The sequence below is a fragment of the Mycobacterium sp. TY814 genome (assembly GCF_030755175.1).
Lineage (GTDB): Bacteria > Actinomycetota > Actinomycetes > Mycobacteriales > Mycobacteriaceae > Mycobacterium.
In genome coordinates this window covers 205,546-224,549 of the sequence record NZ_JAUFRY010000001.1, presented here as the reverse complement: position 1 = coordinate 224,549, position 19,004 = coordinate 205,546, and the positions used below count along the sequence as shown (strand labels likewise).

The 19,004-nt window shown below is 66.9% G+C and carries 14 protein-coding genes; 8 read left to right on the top strand and 6 right to left on the bottom strand.

Going from position 1 to position 19,004, the window contains the following annotated elements:
* Positions 1-16 precede the first annotated feature (16 nt).
* Genes QXH22_RS00780 through QXH22_RS00770 form a run of 3 tightly spaced genes read right to left on the bottom strand, consistent with a single transcriptional unit; the run spans position 17 to position 5,345 of the window.
* Positions 17-1,597, bottom strand: a complete 1,581-nt coding sequence (locus QXH22_RS00780; protein WP_306240862.1) for a hypothetical protein — start codon at positions 1,595-1,597, stop codon at positions 17-19.
* Positions 1,597-3,477 carry a serine/threonine-protein kinase gene (locus QXH22_RS00775; RefSeq protein WP_306274708.1) on the bottom strand — a complete coding sequence of 627 codons (1,881 nt, stop codon included), beginning with the start codon at positions 3,475-3,477 and terminating at the stop codon, positions 1,597-1,599. The genes QXH22_RS00780 and QXH22_RS00775 overlap by 1 nt, the downstream gene beginning before the upstream one ends.
* Complete coding sequence (locus QXH22_RS00770) at positions 3,474-5,345, bottom strand: serine/threonine-protein kinase (RefSeq protein ID WP_306274707.1); 1,872 nt, start codon at positions 5,343-5,345, stop codon at positions 3,474-3,476. The genes QXH22_RS00775 and QXH22_RS00770 overlap by 4 nt, the downstream gene beginning before the upstream one ends.
* Before the next feature lie 231 nt (positions 5,346-5,576).
* Between QXH22_RS00770 and QXH22_RS00765 the strand changes: the two genes are divergently transcribed.
* Together QXH22_RS00765 and dnaE are read left to right on the top strand one after the other, a co-directional pair.
* A complete protein-coding gene (locus tag QXH22_RS00765) occupies positions 5,577-6,008 on the top strand; it encodes an SRPBCC family protein (RefSeq protein WP_055576211.1) in 432 nt (143 codons plus the stop codon).
* A 68-nt stretch (positions 6,009-6,076) separates the two neighbouring features.
* Positions 6,077-9,610: a DNA polymerase III subunit alpha gene (gene dnaE, locus QXH22_RS00760; protein ID WP_306274706.1), complete on the top strand. Its 3,534-nt coding sequence runs from the start codon at positions 6,077-6,079 to the stop codon at positions 9,608-9,610.
* 93 nt (positions 9,611-9,703) lie between these two features.
* On the opposite strand, the gene QXH22_RS00755 is transcribed toward dnaE, so the two are convergent.
* On the bottom strand, positions 9,704-10,129 hold the full coding sequence (locus tag QXH22_RS00755) for a PPOX class F420-dependent oxidoreductase (RefSeq protein WP_306274705.1): 426 nt from the start codon (positions 10,127-10,129) through the stop codon (positions 9,704-9,706).
* A gap of 53 nt (positions 10,130-10,182) precedes the next feature.
* Here QXH22_RS00755 and QXH22_RS00750 point away from each other — a divergent pair, with 53 nt between their 5' ends.
* The 4 genes from QXH22_RS00750 (at position 10,183) to ilvA (ending at position 15,761) form a co-directional block, all read left to right on the top strand.
* Positions 10,183-10,566, top strand: a complete 384-nt coding sequence (locus QXH22_RS00750) for a MerR family transcriptional regulator (RefSeq protein WP_306274704.1) — start codon at positions 10,183-10,185, stop codon at positions 10,564-10,566.
* A gap of 160 nt (positions 10,567-10,726) precedes the next feature.
* Complete coding sequence (fadD11, locus tag QXH22_RS00745) at positions 10,727-12,550, top strand: fatty acid--CoA ligase FadD11 (RefSeq protein WP_306274703.1); 1,824 nt, start codon at positions 10,727-10,729, stop codon at positions 12,548-12,550.
* Between the two features lie 9 nt (positions 12,551-12,559).
* Positions 12,560-14,437, top strand: a complete 1,878-nt coding sequence (locus QXH22_RS00740) for a lysophospholipid acyltransferase (protein ID WP_306240852.1) — start codon at positions 12,560-12,562, stop codon at positions 14,435-14,437.
* 40 nt (positions 14,438-14,477) lie between these two features.
* Complete coding sequence (gene ilvA / locus QXH22_RS00735) at positions 14,478-15,761, top strand: threonine ammonia-lyase (protein ID WP_306240850.1); 1,284 nt, start codon at positions 14,478-14,480, stop codon at positions 15,759-15,761.
* A gap of 11 nt (positions 15,762-15,772) precedes the next feature.
* Here the strand turns inward: ilvA and QXH22_RS00730 are convergent, their stop codons facing one another.
* Positions 15,773-16,417 (bottom strand): pyridoxamine 5'-phosphate oxidase family protein, encoded by a 645-nt coding sequence (locus QXH22_RS00730; RefSeq protein ID WP_306240849.1) that lies wholly within the window; start codon positions 16,415-16,417, stop codon positions 15,773-15,775.
* A 40-nt stretch (positions 16,418-16,457) separates the two neighbouring features.
* On the opposite strand from QXH22_RS00730, the gene QXH22_RS00725 reads away from it, so the two are divergent.
* On the top strand, positions 16,458-17,786 hold the full coding sequence (locus QXH22_RS00725) for an aminotransferase class I/II-fold pyridoxal phosphate-dependent enzyme (protein ID WP_306274702.1): 1,329 nt from the start codon (positions 16,458-16,460) through the stop codon (positions 17,784-17,786).
* 1 nt (position 17,787) lies between these two features.
* Here the strand turns inward: QXH22_RS00725 and QXH22_RS00720 are convergent, their stop codons facing one another.
* Positions 17,788-18,093 carry a DUF4190 domain-containing protein gene (locus QXH22_RS00720; protein WP_306240846.1) on the bottom strand — a complete coding sequence of 102 codons (306 nt, stop codon included), beginning with the start codon at positions 18,091-18,093 and terminating at the stop codon, positions 17,788-17,790.
* 103 nt (positions 18,094-18,196) lie between these two features.
* Between QXH22_RS00720 and yaaA the strand changes: the two genes are divergently transcribed.
* Positions 18,197-18,994 carry a peroxide stress protein YaaA gene (gene yaaA / locus QXH22_RS00715; protein WP_306274701.1) on the top strand — a complete coding sequence of 266 codons (798 nt, stop codon included), beginning with the start codon at positions 18,197-18,199 and terminating at the stop codon, positions 18,992-18,994.
* Positions 18,995-19,004: the final 10 nt, after the last annotated feature.

The following is a 19,004-nucleotide window of genomic DNA, read 5'->3' as shown; positions in this document are numbered from 1 at the left end:
CCCGGCCGCCAAGCGGTTACTTCTCGGGCACGACCTTGAGCACTTGACCTGGGCGCACGGACTTGTCCGATTGATCGGCAATCGCGCCCGTAAGGACGTAGAGATTGTCGGCCGAGTCGACAGCGACACCGTGTGAGCTCGCGGGGATCGGTATCGAAATGGCGCTGCCGCCACCGGCCGGCAATTCGAAGAATCGCCTGCCGAAGCCGTCAGCGACGAAAACATTGCCCGCGCTGTCGAAAGCAATCTGGCGAGGTTCCAAGATATCGGGAATGGGCAGCGTGGTCGTCGAGGTGGCGCCGGGCGCTAGTTTGACGACCTTGCCGTGGCCGGTGTTCTCGATGCCGGAACTGACGTAGACGTTGCCGGCTTTATCGACCGCGATGCCTTTGGGCACGTACAGGCCGCCGAATGACAGGTCGGTCGGGCGGTTTTCGCCCGGGGCCAGTTTCTTCACCCCGTACTTGAGTTTGAGGTCGGACGACAGCATGCCGCCGACCGCATAGACGTTGCCCGCCGAATCGAACGTGATGGCGTCGATCTTGGAGAAGCCGCGGAACTGTAACCGCATCGGGCTGGTCTTGCCGGCCTCCAACATCCACACCTGGGCGCCCTCGCTGTAGTAAATGTTGCCGGCCTGGTCGACCTTGAAGTCCGTTGCCGAGCGAACATTCACACCGGGGATGTCGACGGCGGCCGCATCCCCGGCACCGGGTGCCAGCTTGAACAGCATCGTCGGCATCGTGTCGAATGACCCGTCACCGATGAGGGAAGCCAGCGCGTAGATGTTGCCGGCACCATCGACGCCCACGCTTGTCGTCACGCCCAGACCGGGAAACGGTAGCGCGGTGGGCAGTCCGGTGTAGTTGCGCTGGGGTGGGGTCGATGTGGTTGTGGTTTTGGGGGCTGCCGAATTCCCTGGGTGGTGGACCAGTTTGGGAATCGCGAAGGCAGCGACCACGACCACGACGACGATCGCGATCACCGCGATGAGCGGCGCGAAGTTTCGTCGGCGCGGGGGCGGTGGAAACGCCACGGGACGTGTGTGTGGGTAGGATATCGTGCGGTTGTGCGCCGGATCCCATTGTGGAGGAGGCGGATTGGGCTGGCGTGGTGGCAGATCGATCGTCTGGGTGACCGCCGCCGACAGCGCAGCTTGTGCGGCCTCAACCAACTCGGTGGTGCTGCGGTATCGGTCATCGGGGTTGGCCGCCAGGCCGCGGGCGATGACGGCGTCGAAACCGGCTGGGACGCCGGGCTTCTGCTGACTCGGCGGCATCGCCGAGGCGTTGGGTGGGTGTCCGGTGAGGCACTCGTACAGCACGGCAGTCAGCGCCGAGATGTCGGCGCCGTAAGCCGCCTGGGTATCGGTGACCAACGTGCGGGTCCGCTCGGTGGACGGTGTTGTGCCCTCCGTGTCCGCCAGACGTGCCGAGCCGTCGTCGGCCAACAGGACTGTTTCGGTCGTCACGCCGTGGTGCACGCTTCGGTGCGCGTGGGCATCGTCGATCGCCGCCGCGATCTGGCGAATAACGTCGACCGCACGACCCGGCTCAAGTGGACCGTGTTGCGCCAGTTGGGTTTTCAAGTCGCCCATCAACCGGCTCCAATTTTGAGCAGTCTGTTGCTTTCGGTCAGGTAGACGGTCCCCGCTGCGTCGACCGCAATACCGTCGAAGGACTGATTCTCGGGCACGGTGGGCGCTGTCGACATTGCGGCACCCGCCGGGAGTTTCAAGAGCTTCCCCAGATTGTCGGAGTTGTCGACTACGTAGATCGTGGACTTGGCGTCGATGGCGATGCCTTGCGCCCGGCCCAGCTGCGCAAAGGGCAACTGTGTGGGACTGGTTGCGCCGGGCGCCAGTTTCAGGACGCGGCCCATCTGCAGGCCATAGACGTTGCCGGCGGCGTCCAGGGCGACACTCTCGAACAAACCGGCTCCGAACGGAAGCACGGCGGGAGCCGGAGCGTCGACGGCGAGCCGAAGCACCTGATCCCGTGCCGTGACATAGACGTTGCCGCCACCGTCGACCGCGAGACCGGACGGAAGTATCTCGCCGAAGGGCAGTTCGATGGGTGAGGTGGCGCCGGGGGGAAGTTTCCACACCTGACCCGTACCGGGTCTGGACCAGTCGGTGAGATACAGCGTTCCGGCCGAGTCCACGGCCACGGACTTCGGTTTGGTCAGCCCGCGAATCGGAATCTCGGTGGGGGCGTTGGAGTTCGAGGCAAGTTTGAATACCTTTTTGTTGCCCGTGTCGACCACGAACACATTGCCGGCGGCGTCGATCGCCACACCGCCCAGATCGCCGTAGCCGATCGTCGTCACCGGGGTGGCGTTCAGGGGAGGTGCGGCGTTGACGGCCGGGGTGCTCGGGCTGGGCGCGGCGCTCGTTGAGTTGGAGGCCGGGCTGGAGGAGTTCGGTGTGCCGGAGACCGCCACCACGACGGCGGTGATCACGGCAACGGCGGCCAAGGCGCCGACGACGACCGCGATGCGGCGACGGGAGTTACGCCGGAATGCCTCGGGCACTTGCGATTTCGGTGGTAACGCTGGTGCCGGCGGATGCCAGGCCTGCGTCGGCGGAGCCGCCTGGGGCGGCCAGGACGGGTTGGGTACCGGTGTATTCAGCGCGCGCTGGGCAGCGGCCCCCAGTTCGCCGGCGGTCCGGTAACGACGCTCGGGCTCCTTGGCCATCCCCCGGGCGATCACCTCGTCGAAGCCGATCGGAGTCCCGGGCCGTTGCTGGCTGGGACGCGGCGGCGGCGAGGTCAGGTGGGCGGCGACCAGGGCGGGTATCTCGGTCCGGTTCTCGAAGGGCGACGCTCCGGTCAGGCATTCGTGGAGTACGCAGGCCAGTGCGTAGATATCGGCGGCGGGAGTGGCCTCACCCGAGGCGAGGCGCTCGGGGGCCAGATAGGCGAACGAACCGATTGTGGTGCCTTCGCTGGTGAGCTTGGTGTCGGTGGCGGCGTTGGCCAGCCCGAAGTCGACGAGGCAGGCGAAATCGTCTTTGCCGAGCAGGATGTTGGCCGGTTTGACGTCGCGGTGAATCACCGTTTCGGCGTGGGCGGCATCGAGGGCCGCCGCGATCTGGCGCACGATGTTCACCGACCGCGCCGGCCCCAGCGCGCCGTCGCGCTCCAGCGTGCTCTGCAGGTCGGTTCCGTCGATGAGCCGCATGTCGATGTAGAGCTGCCCGTCGATCTCTCCGCAACCGTGGATGGGCACCACGTGCGGGTCGTGCAGACGCCCGGCAGTGCGGGCTTCGCGGAAGAGCCGTTCCCGGAAAGCCGGATTGTGAGAATAGCTGCTGGACAACAGCTTCAGTGCCACCACCCGGTGCATGACGGTGTCCTCGGCCTCATACACCTCGCCGAACCCGCCGGTGCCGAGCAGGCGGCGCAGCAGATACGGCCCGAAGCGGGTGCCGACCCGCGAACTCGATGAGTGGCGGACGGTGGGATCGTCGGTCATTGCGGCGGCCCCAGTTCCAGCACCTTCCCGGTCGCGCAGTCGTCGGTGCGGTGGCAGTCGACGACGAAGATATCGCCCCTGTTGTCCACAGCGATGCCGAGCGGATAGTTCAGGCCGGGGAAGGTGAGTCGACCGGCGCTGGTGGCGCCGTTGGCCAATCTGATGATCCCGTGACCCTCCAAATCGGAGACGTAAACGTTGCCACTCGGATCCACCGCCACACCGTAAGGTTTTTCGAGGCCGGCGAACGGTAACTCCGTGGGAGTGGCGGCGCCGACGGGCAACTTCAGCACGCGGCGGTCATCGCTGTCAGCAATGTAGACGTTGCCGTCCTTGTCCACCGCAATGCCGCCGGGCCCGTTCATCGGAACGGTGGGCATCAGTTGGGTGGCGCTGGTTGCACCGGGCGCCAGCTTCAGCACCTGTTTGAGGGCGTTGTCGGTCATGTAGACGCTGCCGTCCCCGCCCACCGCGACACCGGCCGGCCGACCAACGTGGCCGAATGGCAGCAAGATCGGGCCGCGGGCGCCCGGCGCGAGCTTCCATACCCCGGGCGCGTGAACGTCGGCGAGGTACACGTTTGCTGCTGAATCCACCGCGACGTCTATGCCGTAAACCTCTCCGAATGCCAATTCGGTGGGGGAGGCCTGTCCGGGCGAGAGTTTCAGCACCCGGCCCTCCGGAGAGTGTCTGGTCATCTCCGCGACGTAAACCGTCCCGTCGCCGCTGACTGCCACTCCCCGCGCCAGCACCAGGTTGGGGAATTTCAGGACCGTCGGGACCGTCGAAGAGGGCCGTGGCGCGCTGGACATGGAGGAATGAGCAGCCTCGTGCCGGTGGGTGAGGGCCACAACCCCGACCGTGACCGCGACGGCCACCAGCGCGATCGCGGCCACAACCAGCGCGGCGCGACTGCGGCGCTTCCGGCTGGGCGGCTGCGCCCACGGCGGCCGGGGATCGGGTTGTGTCGGGGGTGGCGGTGGGGCGTGCTGGATCGGCGGCGGCGGTGGTTCGACGGCCCACTCGCGGGTCGGGCCGGCCGGGTTCAGGGCGTTCTCCGCGGCCGTGGCCAGTTCCCCGGCGCTGTGGTAGCGCGCGTCGGGATTCTTTGCCATGCCCCGTGCAATGACGTCGTCCAGCCCTGCCGGGATGCCCGGGCGCTGTTGGCTGGGCCGCGGAATCGGCGCGGTCAGGTGCGCCGTCATCAGTGCGGACAGATCCCGGTGCTCTTCGTACGGCGCCTTGCCGGTGAGCAGTTCATAAAGGACGCAGGCGAGCGCGTACACATCACAGCGATGGTCTACCGGGGCCTCCGAAAGCCGTTCCGGAGCAACGTAATCGAAGGTGCCGACGGCTTTCCCCGTCTTGGTCAGCCGGGCGTCGCCGGCCGCGCTGGCCAGACCGAAATCGACCAGGCTGGCGAAGTCGTCGCCGGACAGCAGGATGTTGGCCGGCTTGACGTCGCGGTGCAGCACGGTTTCGGCGTGGGCGGCATCAAGGGCGGCGGCCACTTGGCGGATCAGCTTCACCGCGCGCGCCGGGTCGAGCGGCCCGTCCCGTTTGAGCAGCGTCTCCAGGTCGACGCCCCGGACCAGCCGCATGTCGATGTAGACCTGGCCGTCGATCTCGCCGCAGCTGTGGATCGGCAGCACGTGGGGTTCGCGGAGGCGTCCGGCGGTGTGGGCCTCCCGGAAGAGGCGCTCGCGGAACACCGGGTCCTTTGAGTACGTATTGCTCAGCAGCTTGAGCGCCACGGTGCGGTGCATGGCGGTGTCCTCGGCTTCGTAGACCTCGCCGAACCCACCGCTACCCAACATCCGGATCAACCGATACGGCCCGAACTGCGAACCCGCCCGATCCTCGACCACTCGCCCCTCCTCTGTTGCTGAGCGTAACGGCATCGCGGACCATCCCGCGGCGGCCAGCCGCATTGCTCGGGCCCGCGGCGGCCGGCTGTGCCGGCCTTGCGACCCTCGCTGGGTTGTTGGCTCGGGCCCGCAGCGCCCGGCTTCGCCGGGCTTGCGACCCTCGCTGGGTTGTTGGCTCGGGCCCGCAGCGCCCGGCTTCGCCGGGCTTGCGACCCTCGCTAGTCTCAACCGATGGCTTCCGTTGAGTTGACCTCAAACGTTCCGATGGCCCCGCAGGACATGTGGGAGCGCGTGTCGGACCTTTCCGAGTTGGGTGAATGGCTCGTCATGCACGAGGGATGGCGCAGCGACATCCCCGACGAGATCACCGTGGGAACCGAGATCATCGGCGTGGCGCGATCGAAGGGGTTGCGCAACCGGGTGACGTGGACCGTGACCAAGTGGGACCCGCCCCACGAGGTCGCCATGTCAGGGTCGGGCAAAGGCGGAGCAAAGTACGGTGTGACCGTCACGGTCGCGCCCCACGAAGACGGTTCGACCATGGGTCTGCGCCTTGAGCTGGGCGGGCGTGCCTTGTTCGGCCCGGTCGGCTCGGCCGCGGCGCGGGCGGTCAAAGGGGACGTAGAAAAGTCGCTGCAATTGTTCGTCGAGCGGTACGCGTAAATCCGCCAAGACACACTTGCGCGACACGCCCGAAAGGCGTCGGTGCCCGGTCATAGACTGGCTCCCCTATGAACCAATCGTCGTTCGTGCACCTGCACAACCACACCGAGTATTCGATGCTCGACGGTGCCGCGAAGATCTCGCCGATGCTGGCCGAGGCGCAACGGTTGGAGATGCCCGCGATCGGCATGACCGACCACGGAAACATGTTCGGCGCCAGCGAGTTCTACAACTCGGCCACCAAGGCCGGGATCAAGCCGATCATCGGCGTCGAGGCGTACATCGCTCCCGCTTCCCGGTTCGACACCCGGCGCATCACCTGGGGCGATCCCAGCCAGAAGTCCGACGACGTTTCCGGCAGTGGTTCCTACACGCACATGACGATGATGGCCGAGAACGCGACCGGCCTGCGCAACCTGTTCAGGCTGTCGTCACTGGCGTCCTTCGAAGGTCAACTCGGCAAGTGGTCGCGGATGGATGCCGAACTGATTGCCGAACACGCCGAAGGCATCATCGCCACCACCGGCTGCCCCTCGGGGGAGGTGCAGACGCGGCTGCGCCTGGGGCATGACCGCGAAGCGCTGGAGGCGGCCGCCAAGTGGCGGGAGATCTTTGGCGCCGAGAACTTCTTCCTCGAGCTGATGGACCACGGTATCTCGATCGAGCACCGGGTCCGCGAAGGCCTGCTGGAAATCGGGCGCAAGTTGGGCATTCCGCCGCTGGCCACCAACGACTGTCACTACGTCACCCGCGATGCCTCGCACAACCACGAAGCCCTGCTCTGTGTGCAGACCGGCAAGACGCTCTCGGACCCGAACCGGTTCAAGTTCGACGGCGACGGCTACTACATCAAGTCGGCTGACGAGATGCGCCGGCTGTGGGACAGCCAGGTCCCTGGTGCCTGCGATTCCACGTTGCTGATCGCCGAGCGGGTGCAGTCCTACGCCGACGTATGGACGCCGCGCGACCGGATGCCGATCTTCCCGGTGCCCGATGGCCACGACCAGGGTTCATGGCTGCACCACGAGGTGATGGCAGGTTTGCAGCGGCGCTTTCCCGATGGTGTCGGCCAGGACTACATTGACCGCGCCGAGTACGAGATCAAGGTCATCTGCGACAAGGGTTTCCCGGCGTACTTCCTGATCGTGGCCGACCTGATCAACTACGCACGCTCGGTCGACATCCGGGTGGGACCGGGCCGTGGTTCGGCCGCGGGGTCGCTGGTGGCCTACGCGATGGGTATCACCAATATCGACCCCATCCCGCACGGCCTGCTGTTCGAGCGCTTCCTCAACCCGGAGCGTCCGTCGGCTCCCGATATCGACATCGACTTCGACGACCGCCGTCGCGGTGAGATGGTGCGCTACGCCGCCGACAAGTGGGGGCAGGACCGCGTCGCCCAGGTCATCACCTTCGGCACCATCAAAACCAAAGCTGCGCTGAAGGACTCGGCGCGGATTCACTACGGCCAGCCCGGCTTCGCGATCGCCGACCGGATCACCAAGGCCCTGCCGCCGCCGATCATGGCCAAGGACATTCCGCTGTCCGGCATCACCGACCCGGCCCACGAACGCTACAAAGAGGCCGCCGAGGTGCGCGGCCTGATCGAGACCGACCCCGACGTGCGCACGATCTATCAGACGGCGCGGGGGTTGGAAGGCTTGATCCGCAACGCCGGCGTACACGCGTGTGCGGTGATCATGAGCAGTGAGCCGCTGACGGAGGCCATTCCGCTGTGGAAGCGGCCGCAGGACGGCGCCATCATCACCGGCTGGGACTACCCGTCCTGTGAGGCCATCGGCCTGCTGAAGATGGACTTCCTGGGCCTGCGGAACCTGACGATCATCGGCGACGCGCTGGAAAACATCAAGGCCAACAGAGGGATCGACCTCGATCTGGAGTCGTTGCCGCTGGACGACAAGGCCACTTATGAGCTGCTGGGCCGCGGCGACACCCTGGGCGTGTTCCAGCTCGACGGTGGCCCGATGCGCGATCTGCTGCGCCGCATGCAACCTACCGAGTTCAACGACATCGTCGCCGTGCTGGCGCTGTACCGGCCGGGACCGATGGGTATGAACGCCCACAACGACTACGCCGACCGCAAGAACGGCCGTCAGGCGATCAAGCCGATCCATCCCGAGCTCGAGGAGCCACTGCGCGAAATCCTCTCGGAGACTTACGGTCTGATCGTCTACCAAGAGCAGATCATGTTCATCGCCCAGAAGGTCGCCTCGTACACGATGGGCAAGGCCGATGCGCTGCGTAAGGCCATGGGTAAGAAGAAACTCGAGGTACTCGAAGCCGAGTACAAAGGCTTCTACGAGGGCATGACCGCCAACGGCTTCTCCGAAAAGGCCGTGAAAGCGTTGTGGGACACCATTCTTCCGTTCGCCGGTTACGCATTCAACAAGTCGCATGCCGCCGGATACGGGTTGGTGTCCTACTGGACGGCGTATCTGAAAGCCAACTATCCCGCCGAGTACATGGCCGGCCTGCTCACCTCCGTCGGCGACGACAAGGACAAGGCCGCGGTGTACCTGGCCGACTGCCGCAAGCTGGGTATCACCGTGCTTCCGCCGGACGTGAACGAGTCCTTGGTGAACTTCGCGTCGGTGGGTGAGGACATCCGCTTCGGTCTGGGTGCGGTGCGCAACGTCGGCGCCAACGTGGTCGGTTCGCTGATCAAGACCCGCAACGAGAAAGGCAAATTCACCGACTTCTCGGACTACCTCAACAAGATCGATATTTCGGCATGCAACAAGAAGGTCACCGAGTCGTTGATCAAGGCCGGTGCCTTCGATTCGTTGAAGCATGCCCGCAAGGGTCTGTTCCTGGTGCACACCGACGCCGTCGACTCGGTGCTCGGGACCAAAAAAGCCGAGGCGATGGGCCAGTTTGACCTGTTCGGGGGGGATGACGGGTGCACCGAGTCGGTGTTCACCATCAAGGTGCCCGACGACGAGTGGGAAGACAAACACAAACTCGCCCTGGAGCGGGAGATGCTGGGTCTCTACGTTTCCGGGCATCCGCTCAACGGCGTAGCGCATCTGCTGGCGACGCAGGTCGACACCGCCATCCCGGCGATCCTGGACGGCGACGTCGCCAACGAGACCCAGGTGCGGGTCGGCGGCATTCTGGCCTCTGTGAACCGGCGCGTCAATAAGAACGGAATGCCCTGGGCCTCAGCGCAATTGGAAGACCTCACCGGTGGTATCGAGGTGATGTTCTTCCCGCACACTTATTCCAACTACGGTGCCGAGATCGCCGACGACGTGGTGGTACTGGTAAACGCCAAGGTCGCGATCCGCGACGACCGCATCAGCCTGATCGCCAATGAGCTTGTGGTGCCCGACTTTTCCAACGCTCAGCCGAACCGTCCGCTGGCCGTGAGTCTGCCCACCCGGCAGTGCACCATCGACAAGGTGACGGCGCTCAAGCAGGTGCTGGCCCGGCACCCGGGCACATCGCAGGTGCATCTGCGGTTGATCAGCGGCGACCGGATCACCACGCTGGAGCTGGATCAATCGCTGCGTGTGACGCCGTCGCCGGCGCTGATGGGTGACCTCAAGGAGTTGCTCGGCCCGGGGTGCCTGGGTAGCTGAGTCGGCTCGCGGCCGCCGCGAGTGTGCGGCCAGCTTCACGTTCGGCGTCGAGTGTGCGGCTAGCTTCACGCTCGGTCCGGGGCTCTCGTCGGGCTACAGCTCAACCCGGACGATGGCGCTGTCAGGCCACACCTCGCGGTGCCGCGCCCGACGCAGCTTCTCACGCAGCCCGAGGTCGCGGTGCACATTCGTGACGCCCGGAATCTTCAGTAGCGGCACGATATTCCACTGCCAGCCATAGCGCTGGTGTAGCAGCCGATTGGCCCGCTGCGCGTCGGCCCCGGACAGCACTGTGGCGCGGCCGGGCGCCCAGTCCGTGGCGCCGCGGCCGCGGTAGTCGCAGGCGGCGAGTGCAACGTCGGGGCGTCGCGCCAGCCGCGTGGTCTTCGGCCCGATTTTGGTGCGGAAGACCACCGCGTCACCGTCGAATGCGAACCAGATCGGGGTGTCGGCAGCCGTGCCGTCGCGACGGAACGACCGCAGCATGGCGTACCGCGAGGTGTTCAGAAGTGTGTGCATAACCGACAGTCAACGACTTAGAGTTAACTCGAAGTCAAGCCCTGGAGGTCTCGATGCGCCTGACCATCGGAGAAGTGGCCCGCCGAGCCGGTATCGCGGCGACCACGTTGCGCTACTACGAACAGATCGGTTTGGTACCGCCACCGGCCCGCCAGGGCGGCCAGCGTCGTTACGACGGCTCGGTGCTGACTCGGCTGGAGGTGATCCGGCTCTGCAAGTCCGCGGGATTCGCGCTGGAGGAGATCCAACTGTTGTTCGCCGACGACGCGCCCGGGCGCCCCGCCAGCCGTGCGCTCGCCGAGGCCAAACTCGCGCAGATCGACGCGCAGATGGCGTCATTGGCGCGCGCGCGGGAGGTCATCGAGTGGGGAATGCGCTGCACCTGTCCGTCCATCGACGACTGCAGCTGCGGAATCCACCACGCGCTGCCGGCGTGAGGGCGACGCCCGGCCGAGCGGCACAGCAGCGTCAGCTCGGCATTGAGCGATCCCCGATCCAAATGCGCACCGACGTCCGCCCGGTCCCGTGTTCCGTGGGCCACGAGTGCGGACGTAGGCTCAGCGGTGAGAAGCGATCTGCTGCCGAGGAGTGCGGAAGATGAGCCCGACCCAGCGTCCGCGCACCATGTGTGAGGCCTTCCAGCGTGCCGCGTTGGTCGACCCGGACGCCGTCGCCCTGCGCACTCCAGGCGGCACACAAGAACTGACGTGGCGCGACTACGCCGAACAGGTTCGCAAGGTCGCCGCCGGGCTGACCGGTCTGGGCGTTCGCCGCGGCGACACCGTGTCCCTGATGATGGCCAACCGCGTCGAGTTTTACCCACTCGAGGTCGGCGCCCAACACGTTGGGGCGACATCGTTTTCGGTCTACAACACCTTGCCCGCCGAGCAGCTGACCTATGTGTTCGGCAACGCCGGTACCCGGGTGGTGATGTGCGAAGAACAATATGTCGAGCGGATCCGGGCCAGCGGCGCACCGATCGAGCACCTCATCTGTATCGACGGCACACCCGAAGGCGCACTGTCCATAGCCGACCTTTATGCGGCCGCACCCGCGGACTTCGACTTCGAAGCAACCTGGCAGGCCGTGCAACCCGACGACGTCGTCACCCTCATTTACACCTCCGGCACCACCGGGAATCCGAAGGGCGTCGAAATGACGCACGCCAACTTGCTTTTCGAGGGATACGCGCTGGACGAGGTGCTGGGAGTGCAACGCGGCGACCGCATCACCTCGTTTCTGCCATCGGCCCACATCGCCGACCGGATGACCGGCGTGTACTCGCAAGAGATGTTCGGTACCCAGGTGACGGCGGTTGCGGACGTGCGCACCATCGCCGCGGTGCTGCCCGACGTGCAGCCCAACGTCTGGGGTGCGGTGCCCCGGGTATGGGAAAAGCTCAGGGCCGGAATCGAATTCGCGGTGAGTCAGGAAACCGACGACACCAGGCGGCGGGCCCTGCAGTGGGCGATGTCGGTCGCCGCCAAACGCGCGGCGGTCGAGCTGGCCGGCGACACCATGCCCGCGGACCTGGCAGCCGAGTGGGCCACGGCCGATGAGCTGGTGTTGTCCAAGCTGCGCGAGCGAATCGGTTTCGGCGAGCTGCGCTGGGCGGTGTCGGGCGCAGCCCCGATTCCCCGCGAAACACTCGCCTTTTTCATGGGTATCGGTATCCCGCTGTCTGAGGTGTGGGGTATGTCCGAGCTCAGCTGTGTGGCCACCGCATCTCACCCGCGTGACGCGAAGCTGGGCACCGTCGGCAGGTTGCTGCCCGGGCTGGAGGGCAGGGTCGCCGAGGACGGCGAGTATCTGGTCCGGGGGCCGCTGGTGATGAAGGGTTACCGCAAGGAACCGGAGAAGACCGCGGAAGCGATCGACGGAGAGGGCTGGTTACACACCGGCGACATCTTCGAGGTCGACGACGACGGTTATCTCCGGGTGGTGGACCGCAAGAAGGAACTGATCATCAATGCGGCCGGAAAGAACATGTCCCCGGCCAACATTGAGAACACCATCGTCGCCGCCTGCGGCATGATCGGTGTGATGATCGTGATCGGGGACGGGCGGCCGTACAACACCGCGCTGATGGTTTTCGATGCCGACTCGGTCGCCCCCTACGCCGCGCAGCGGGGGCTCGATCCCTCGCCGGAGGCACTGGCGTCGCATCCCGATGTGATCGCGGAGATCGCGGCGGGCGTTGCCGAGGGGAACGGCAAGTTGTCGCGGGTGGAGCAGATCAAGCGGTTCCGCATCCTGCCGACCGTGTGGGAGCCCGGCGGTGACGAGATCACGCTGACCATGAAGCTCAAACGCAAACCGATCCACGCCAAGTACTCCGCCGAGATTGAGGAGCTTTACGTGAGTGAACCCGGACCGCACATCCACGAGCCCAGCGCCACACCGGCGCCGCAGCCGGCATAGGGAGGGGCGATGACGGCACGGGAGGTCGGTCGCAGCGGAGTGCGAAAGCTGCTGCAGCGCACCGGATTGGTCGACGAATCGACAACGGCCTTGGGCACCGATCCCGAAGCGGTGACCCAGCTGCTGGACGCCGACTGGTTCGGTGAGCGGCTGGAAGCGCTGGCCGCCGAACTCGGGCGCGATCCCGCCAGCGTGCGGGTGGAGGCCGCGGGATATCTGCGTGAGGTGGCTGCGTCGCTCGACGAGCGCGCGGTGCAGGCGTGGCGGGGTTTCAGCCGATGGCTGATGCGGGCCTACGACGTGCTCGTCGACGAGGACCAGATCGCGCAGTTGCGTTCGCTGGACCGCAAAGCGACGCTGGCGTTCGCCTTCTCTCATCGGTCCTACCTGGACGGCATGCTGCTGCCCGAGGAGATCGCCGCCAACCGCCTGTCGTCGGCGTTCACCTTCGGCGGCGCCAATCTGAACTTCTTCCCGATGGGCGGCTTCGCCAAGCGCACCGGCACCATCTTCATTCGCCGTCAGACCAAGGACATTCCGGTCTACCGGTTCGTGCTGCGCGCCTACACCGCCCAGCTGGTGCAGAACCACACCAACCTGACCTGGTCGATCGAAGGCGGCCGCACCCGCACTGGCAAACTGCGGCCGCCGGTGTTCGGCATCCTGCGCTACCTCACCGACGCCGTCGACGAAATCGACGGTCCCGAAGTGTATTTGGTGCCGACATCAATCGTCTACGACCAGCTGCACGAAGTGGAGGCGATGACCACCGAGGCCTACGGGGCGACCAAGCGCCCGGAGGACCTGCGCTTCCTGGTGCGGCTGTCCCGTCAGCAAGGGGAGCGACTGGGCCGCGCCTATCTCGATTTCGGTGAGCCACTTCCGCTGCGCAAACGCCTGGAGGAATTAAGGGCCGACCCGTCGGGAACCGGCACGGTGGTCGAACGCATCGCGCTGGACGTCGAGCACCGCATCAACCGCGCCACCCCGGTGACGCCCACCGCGGTGGTGAGTCTGGCGTTGCTGGGTGCTGACCGGTCCTTGTCCATCAGCGAGGTCTTGGCCACGGTGAGCCCGCTGGCCAGCTACATCACCGCCCGCAATTGGGCGGTCGCCGGGGCCGCCGACCTGACGAACCGCTCGACGATCCGCTGGACCCTGCACCAGATGGTCAATTCAGGGGTGGTGAGTGTCTATGACGCCGGCACCGAGGCGGTGTGGGGAGTTGGCGCCGACCAGCATCTGGTCGCAGCGTTCTACCGCAACACCGCCATCCACATCCTGGTTGACCGCGCGATCGCCGAGCTGGCTCTGCTGGCGGCGTCGGAAACCGCGGAGAGCTCCGGGGACGGTTTCGTCTCTCCCGCGGCGGTGCGTGACGAAGCGCTGAGTCTGCGCGAGTTGCTGAAGTTCGAGTTCCTGTTCTCGGCGCGCGCGCAGTTCGAGGTCGAACTCGCCGACGAAGTCAAGCTGATCGGGCCGGTGGAGGACACGTCCAAGGAAGTCATCGCGGCCGATGTGCGGCGCCTGCTGGAAGACGCCGATCTGCTGCTGGCGCACCTGGTGCTGCGCCCCTTCCTGGACGCGTATCACATCGTCGCCGACCGGTTGGCCGCGCTCGAGGACGAGGCGCTGGACGAAGACGCGTTCCTCACCGAGTGCCTGGAAGTGGGCAAGCAGTGGGAGTTGCAGCGCCGGATCGCCAACGCCGAGTCGCGTTCGATGGAACTGTTCAAGACCGCGCTGCGGCTGGCGCACCATCGCGAGCTGGTCGACGGTGCCGATCAGGCCGACATCGCCAAGCGGCGGCGGGAGTTCGCCGACGAGATCGCGACGGCGTGTCGCCGGGTCAACGTGATCGCGGAACTGGCCCGTCGTCAGGAATAGGGGCGGCACGCGGCCCCTGGGGACATGGCACCATTGACCGGTGTCCGCCGAACTGAGCCAGAACCCTCGCGAGCTGCCGCTGTGCGCGGCTGACATCGACGGCGCGGCCAAGCGAATTGCTCCGGTGGTCACGCCGACGCCCCTGCAGTACAGCGACCGGTTGTCCGAGATCACCGGCGCCACCGTCTACCTCAAGCGCGAAGACCTGCAGGTAGTGCGCTCGTACAAGCTGCGTGGCGCCTACAACCTGCTGGTTCAGCTCTCCGAAGAGGAGCTGTCCGCCGGAGTCGTATGCTCCTCGGCCGGCAACCACGCGCAGGGGTTCGCATACGCCTGCCGCTCACTGGGTGTGCACGGCCGCATCTACGTGCCGGCCAAGACGCCCAAGCAGAAACGGGACCGGATCCGGTATCACGGGCGCGAGTTCATCGAACTGATCGTGGGCGGCTCAACGTACGACATGGCCGCCGCGGCCGCCCGCGAAGACGTGGCACGTACCGGCGCCACGCTGGTCCCGCCGTATGACGACCTGCGCACCATGGCCGGTCAGGGCACCATCGCCGTCGAGATCCTGGACGCCCTGGGCGACGAGCCGGACCTGGTCGTGGTGCCCGTCGGTGGCGGCGGGTGCATCGCCGGTATCACCAGCTACCTGGCCGAACGGACGTCGAAGACCGCGGTCCTGGGCATCGAGCCGGCCGGCGCCGCGGCGATGATGGCGGCACTGGCCGCCGGCGAGCCGGTGACCCTGGAACACGTCGACCAGTTCGTCGACGGTGCCGCGGTGGCGCGCGCGGGAACGCTGACCTACGCCGCGCTGGCCGCCGCCGGGGACATGGTTTCGATCACCACGGTCGACGAGGGCGCGGTGTGCACCGCGATGCTGGACCTGTATCAGAACGAAGGCATCATCGCCGAGCCCGCCGGGGCGCTGTCGGTGGCCGGTCTGCTGGAGGCCGACGTCGCGCCCGGTTCCACCGTGGTGTGTCTGATCTCGGGCGGCAACAACGACGTGTCCCGCTACGGCGAGGTGCTCGAGCGATCCCTGGTTCACCTGGGTCTCAAGCACTACTTCCTGGTCGACTTCCCGCAGGAGCCGGGCGCGCTGCGGCGGTTCCTGGACGAGGTGCTGGGTCCCAATGACGACATCACGCTGTTCGAGTACGTCAAGCGCAACAACCGGGAGACCGGCGAGGCGCTGGTCGGGGTCCAGTTGGGTTCGGCCGCGGACCTCGATGGTCTGCTCGCCCGGATGAGGGCGACCGAGATTCACGTCGAAACGCTGCTTCCCGGCTCGCCGGCGTACCGCTACCTGCTGCTCTGACGCGCGGCGGTCTAGCGCAGATACGCAGGTAGCGGGGTAGCGGGGTCCAGATCGCCGTCGGCAATGGGCGATTCGGCCGTCACCCGCAACGGCACCACGCCGGCCCAGTACGGCAGCGTCAGATCCTCCTCGTCGTCGGACACCCCGCCTTCGCGGATTTTGGCCGAGACTTCCACCAGATCCAGTGCGAGCACCGCGGTCGCCGCGAGTTCGCGGGCGTTCGGCGGTCGGCAATCGTCGGCACGGCCCGCCTGGATGTGGTCGAGGACGGCGTGCAGCGCACGCCCCTTCTCGTCCGGGTCGTCGACGAGGCGCGCGGTCCCGACCGCGACCACCGAGCGGTAGTTCATCGAGTGGTGCATCGCTGCACGGGCCAGCACGAGTCCGTCCACCAGCGTGACGGTGACGCACACCGGCATGCCGGACAACCGAGTCGCCAGCATCGGTCCGCTGCCGGACGAGCCGTGAATGTAGAGGGTCTCGTCGATGCGGGTGTGGATGGTCGGCAGGACCACCGGCTGTCCGTCCCTGATGTATGCGAGGTGGCAGATCAGCGACTCATCGAGGATGCGGTGCACCGTCTCGCGGTCATAACGGGCCCGCTCCCGGTAGCGGGTCGGGGTGGTGCGTGGGGTCGGGTGAAAAGCCGTGTCCATCCGCTTGCCTTCGCTATTGTTCTAGTACATAATTGAGACTGTGCCAGTACGATACACCATTTCCGGGACGGGTGCCGAGTCGATCGCCGCCAGCATCGAAGAGGGCATCTCAGAGGGCGCCCTCGCGCCCGGTGATGCGCTGCCGTCGATCCGGGAAGTGGCCGCCGAACTCGGGGTGAACGCCAACACCGTTGCCGCCGCATACCGGCTGCTGCGTGACCGCGGGGCCGTCGAGACCGCGGGCCGCCGTGGAACCCGGGTGCGCAACCGGCCGGCGACCACGCCGCGGTCGCTGCTGGGGCTCGCGGTTCCCGACGGCGCACGCGACCTGTCGACCGGCAACCCGGACCCGGCGCTGCTGCCCATCGCCACCGCCAGGCTGGATCCGGCGAAGCAGGAGCGGCCGTTGTTGTACGGGCAGTCCGCGATGTCGGCCGAACTGGTCGATCGCGCCCGTCTGGATCTGGGCGGCGACGGGGTTCCGGCCGAGCATCTCGCGGTGACCAGTGGAGCACTCGACGGCATCGAGCGGGTGCTCAGTGCTCATCTGCGACCCGGCGACCGGGTGGCGGTGGAGGATCCGGGTTGGGCGAATATGCTCGATCTCGTTGCAGCACTTGGTCTTTCGCCAGAACCCGTCCGAGTCGACGACGACGGGCCGGTGGTGCTCAGCATGGCGCGGGCGCTGCGCCGCGGCGTGAAGGCCGTCATCGTCACCACCCGCGCGCAGAACCCGACCGGCGCGGCATTGTCGAAGGAGCGTGCCAAGGCGCTGCGCAGTCTGCTGGCCGCGAAGACCAGCGACGTGCTGGTCATCGAAGACGACCACTGCGCCAAGATCTCCGGCGTGCCGCTGCACGCCCTGGCCGGATGTACGCGCCGCTGGGCATTTGTCCGCTCGGTGTCCAAGGCATACGGTCCCGACCTGCGCCTGGCCGTGCTGGCCGGCGACCGGCGCACCATCGAGCGAGTGCACGGACGTCTGCGGCTGGGCCCGGGATGGGTGAGTCGGCTGCTGCAGGATCTCGCGGTTCGCATGTGGTCGGACGACGCGGCGACGACGCTGGTGCACGCTGCGCGGAAACAATACGCCGGCAACCGCACCGCGCTGTGTGAAGCACTGGCGGAGCGGGACGTTGCCGCTCACGGCCGATCCGGCCTCAACGTGTGGATTCCGGTGCCCGACGAGACGGTCGCCATCACCAGGCTGCTCAACGCGGGCTGGGCGGCGGCGCCGGGGACACGGTTCCGGATGGACACGCCGCCGGGCATGCGCATCACGATCGCCGACTTGACGGACGAGGAGATCGAACCGCTGGCGGATGCCATCGCGGAAGCCGTTCACGGCACCGGACCGGCGAGCGTGTGAGTTAGCTGGTGGTGAGCAGCCAGATGAAGACGAAGGTGTAGACGGCGAAGTGGATGACCGACAGCGCCAGGCCGGCGATCGCCACCGCGCGGCTGGGGGCGTTGGCCTTGTCGGCCTGGTGCAGCGCGTGTACTCCGAACGGGATCGTGACCAGCCAGCAGGGGATGAAGAGAAACACGTACTGCAGGACGCCCAGGACGAGGCTCATCACGGCGAGGCCGCTGATCCGGGTGACGGCAGCGCGCTTGACGGTGGGGACCTTGACGGCGGGGGCGGGGGCTACCAACTGGGGGGCGATCGTCGTCATGGGAGATAGCGTCGCCCACGGCGCTTGAAGGATTCTTGGAGCCTGCTGATTTCGCGTCTGCTCGCGGGGAGGGCGTGGCGGGCGCCGACTATCGTCTGCACCCGTGATCGTGCTGCTGCCCCCGTCGGAGACCAAGCGAGCGGGGGGCGACGGCCCACCTCTGCACATCGACAGCCTGGGTCACCCGGCGCTGAATCCCTTACGGTCGGCGCTGGTGGCGGAGCTCGTCGAGCTGGCGGCGGACCCGGCGGCGAGTAGGGCGGCACTGGGCGTCTCGCCGTCGCAGCTCGCCGAGATCGAGCGCAACGCAGCCCTGCGCGTGGCGCCGACGCTGCCGGCCATCCGCCGCTACACCGGGGTCCTCTACGACGCGCTGGACATCGATTCGCTGCGCGGCGCCGAGGCGAAGCGCGCGGGTGCCCGCTTGTTCATCGTGTCGGCATTGTTCGGGCTGCTTGCCGCCGACGATCAGGTGCCCGCCTATCGGCTCTCGGCGACGTCGAAACTGCCGGGCAAGCCCACTTTGGCCACCCGGTGGCGCCCGGTCCTGGAGCCGCTGCTTCGCGAGTTGGCCGCCGAGCACCTGATCGTCGATCTCCGTTCGGGGTCCTACGTTGCGCTGGGCAGGGCGCCTGAGGCCGTCGGGGTGAACGTGCTGGCCGAGTATCCCGATGGGCGGCGGGCGGTGGTGACCCATTTCAACAAGGCGCACAAAGGACGGCTGGCCCGTGTTCTGGCCGCGACCAGGGCCGAGCCCGACGACGCGGCGGCCGTCGCGGCCGTCGCCCGCAGAGCCGGCCTGCGGGTGGAGCGCAGCGGGAACGAGCTGACCGTCATCGTTCCCGCGGGGCCGGGTCAGCCAGCGAGCAGTCGCAAAATCGCCCAAATCGGGCGCGATTAGGGCGATTTTG

Coding starts and splice junctions, on each gene's coding strand:
- QXH22_RS00730 (WP_306240849.1), bottom strand. CDS start 16,417: ATGGACACGGCTTTTCACCCGACCCCACGCACCACCCCGACCCGCTAC.
- QXH22_RS00750 (WP_306274704.1), top strand. CDS start 10,183: ATGCGCCTGACCATCGGAGAAGTGGCCCGCCGAGCCGGTATCGCGGCG.
- dnaE (WP_306274706.1), top strand. CDS start 6,077: ATGAACCAATCGTCGTTCGTGCACCTGCACAACCACACCGAGTATTCG.
- QXH22_RS00765 (WP_055576211.1), top strand. CDS start 5,577: ATGGCTTCCGTTGAGTTGACCTCAAACGTTCCGATGGCCCCGCAGGAC.
- QXH22_RS00775 (WP_306274708.1), bottom strand. CDS start 3,477: ATGACCGACGATCCCACCGTCCGCCACTCATCGAGTTCGCGGGTCGGC.
- QXH22_RS00720 (WP_306240846.1), bottom strand. CDS start 18,093: ATGACGACGATCGCCCCCCAGTTGGTAGCCCCCGCCCCCGCCGTCAAG.
- QXH22_RS00755 (WP_306274705.1), bottom strand. CDS start 10,129: ATGCACACACTTCTGAACACCTCGCGGTACGCCATGCTGCGGTCGTTC.
- QXH22_RS00740 (WP_306240852.1), top strand. CDS start 12,560: ATGACGGCACGGGAGGTCGGTCGCAGCGGAGTGCGAAAGCTGCTGCAG.
- fadD11 (WP_306274703.1), top strand. CDS start 10,727: ATGAGCCCGACCCAGCGTCCGCGCACCATGTGTGAGGCCTTCCAGCGT.
- QXH22_RS00780 (WP_306240862.1), bottom strand. CDS start 1,597: ATGGGCGACTTGAAAACCCAACTGGCGCAACACGGTCCACTTGAGCCG.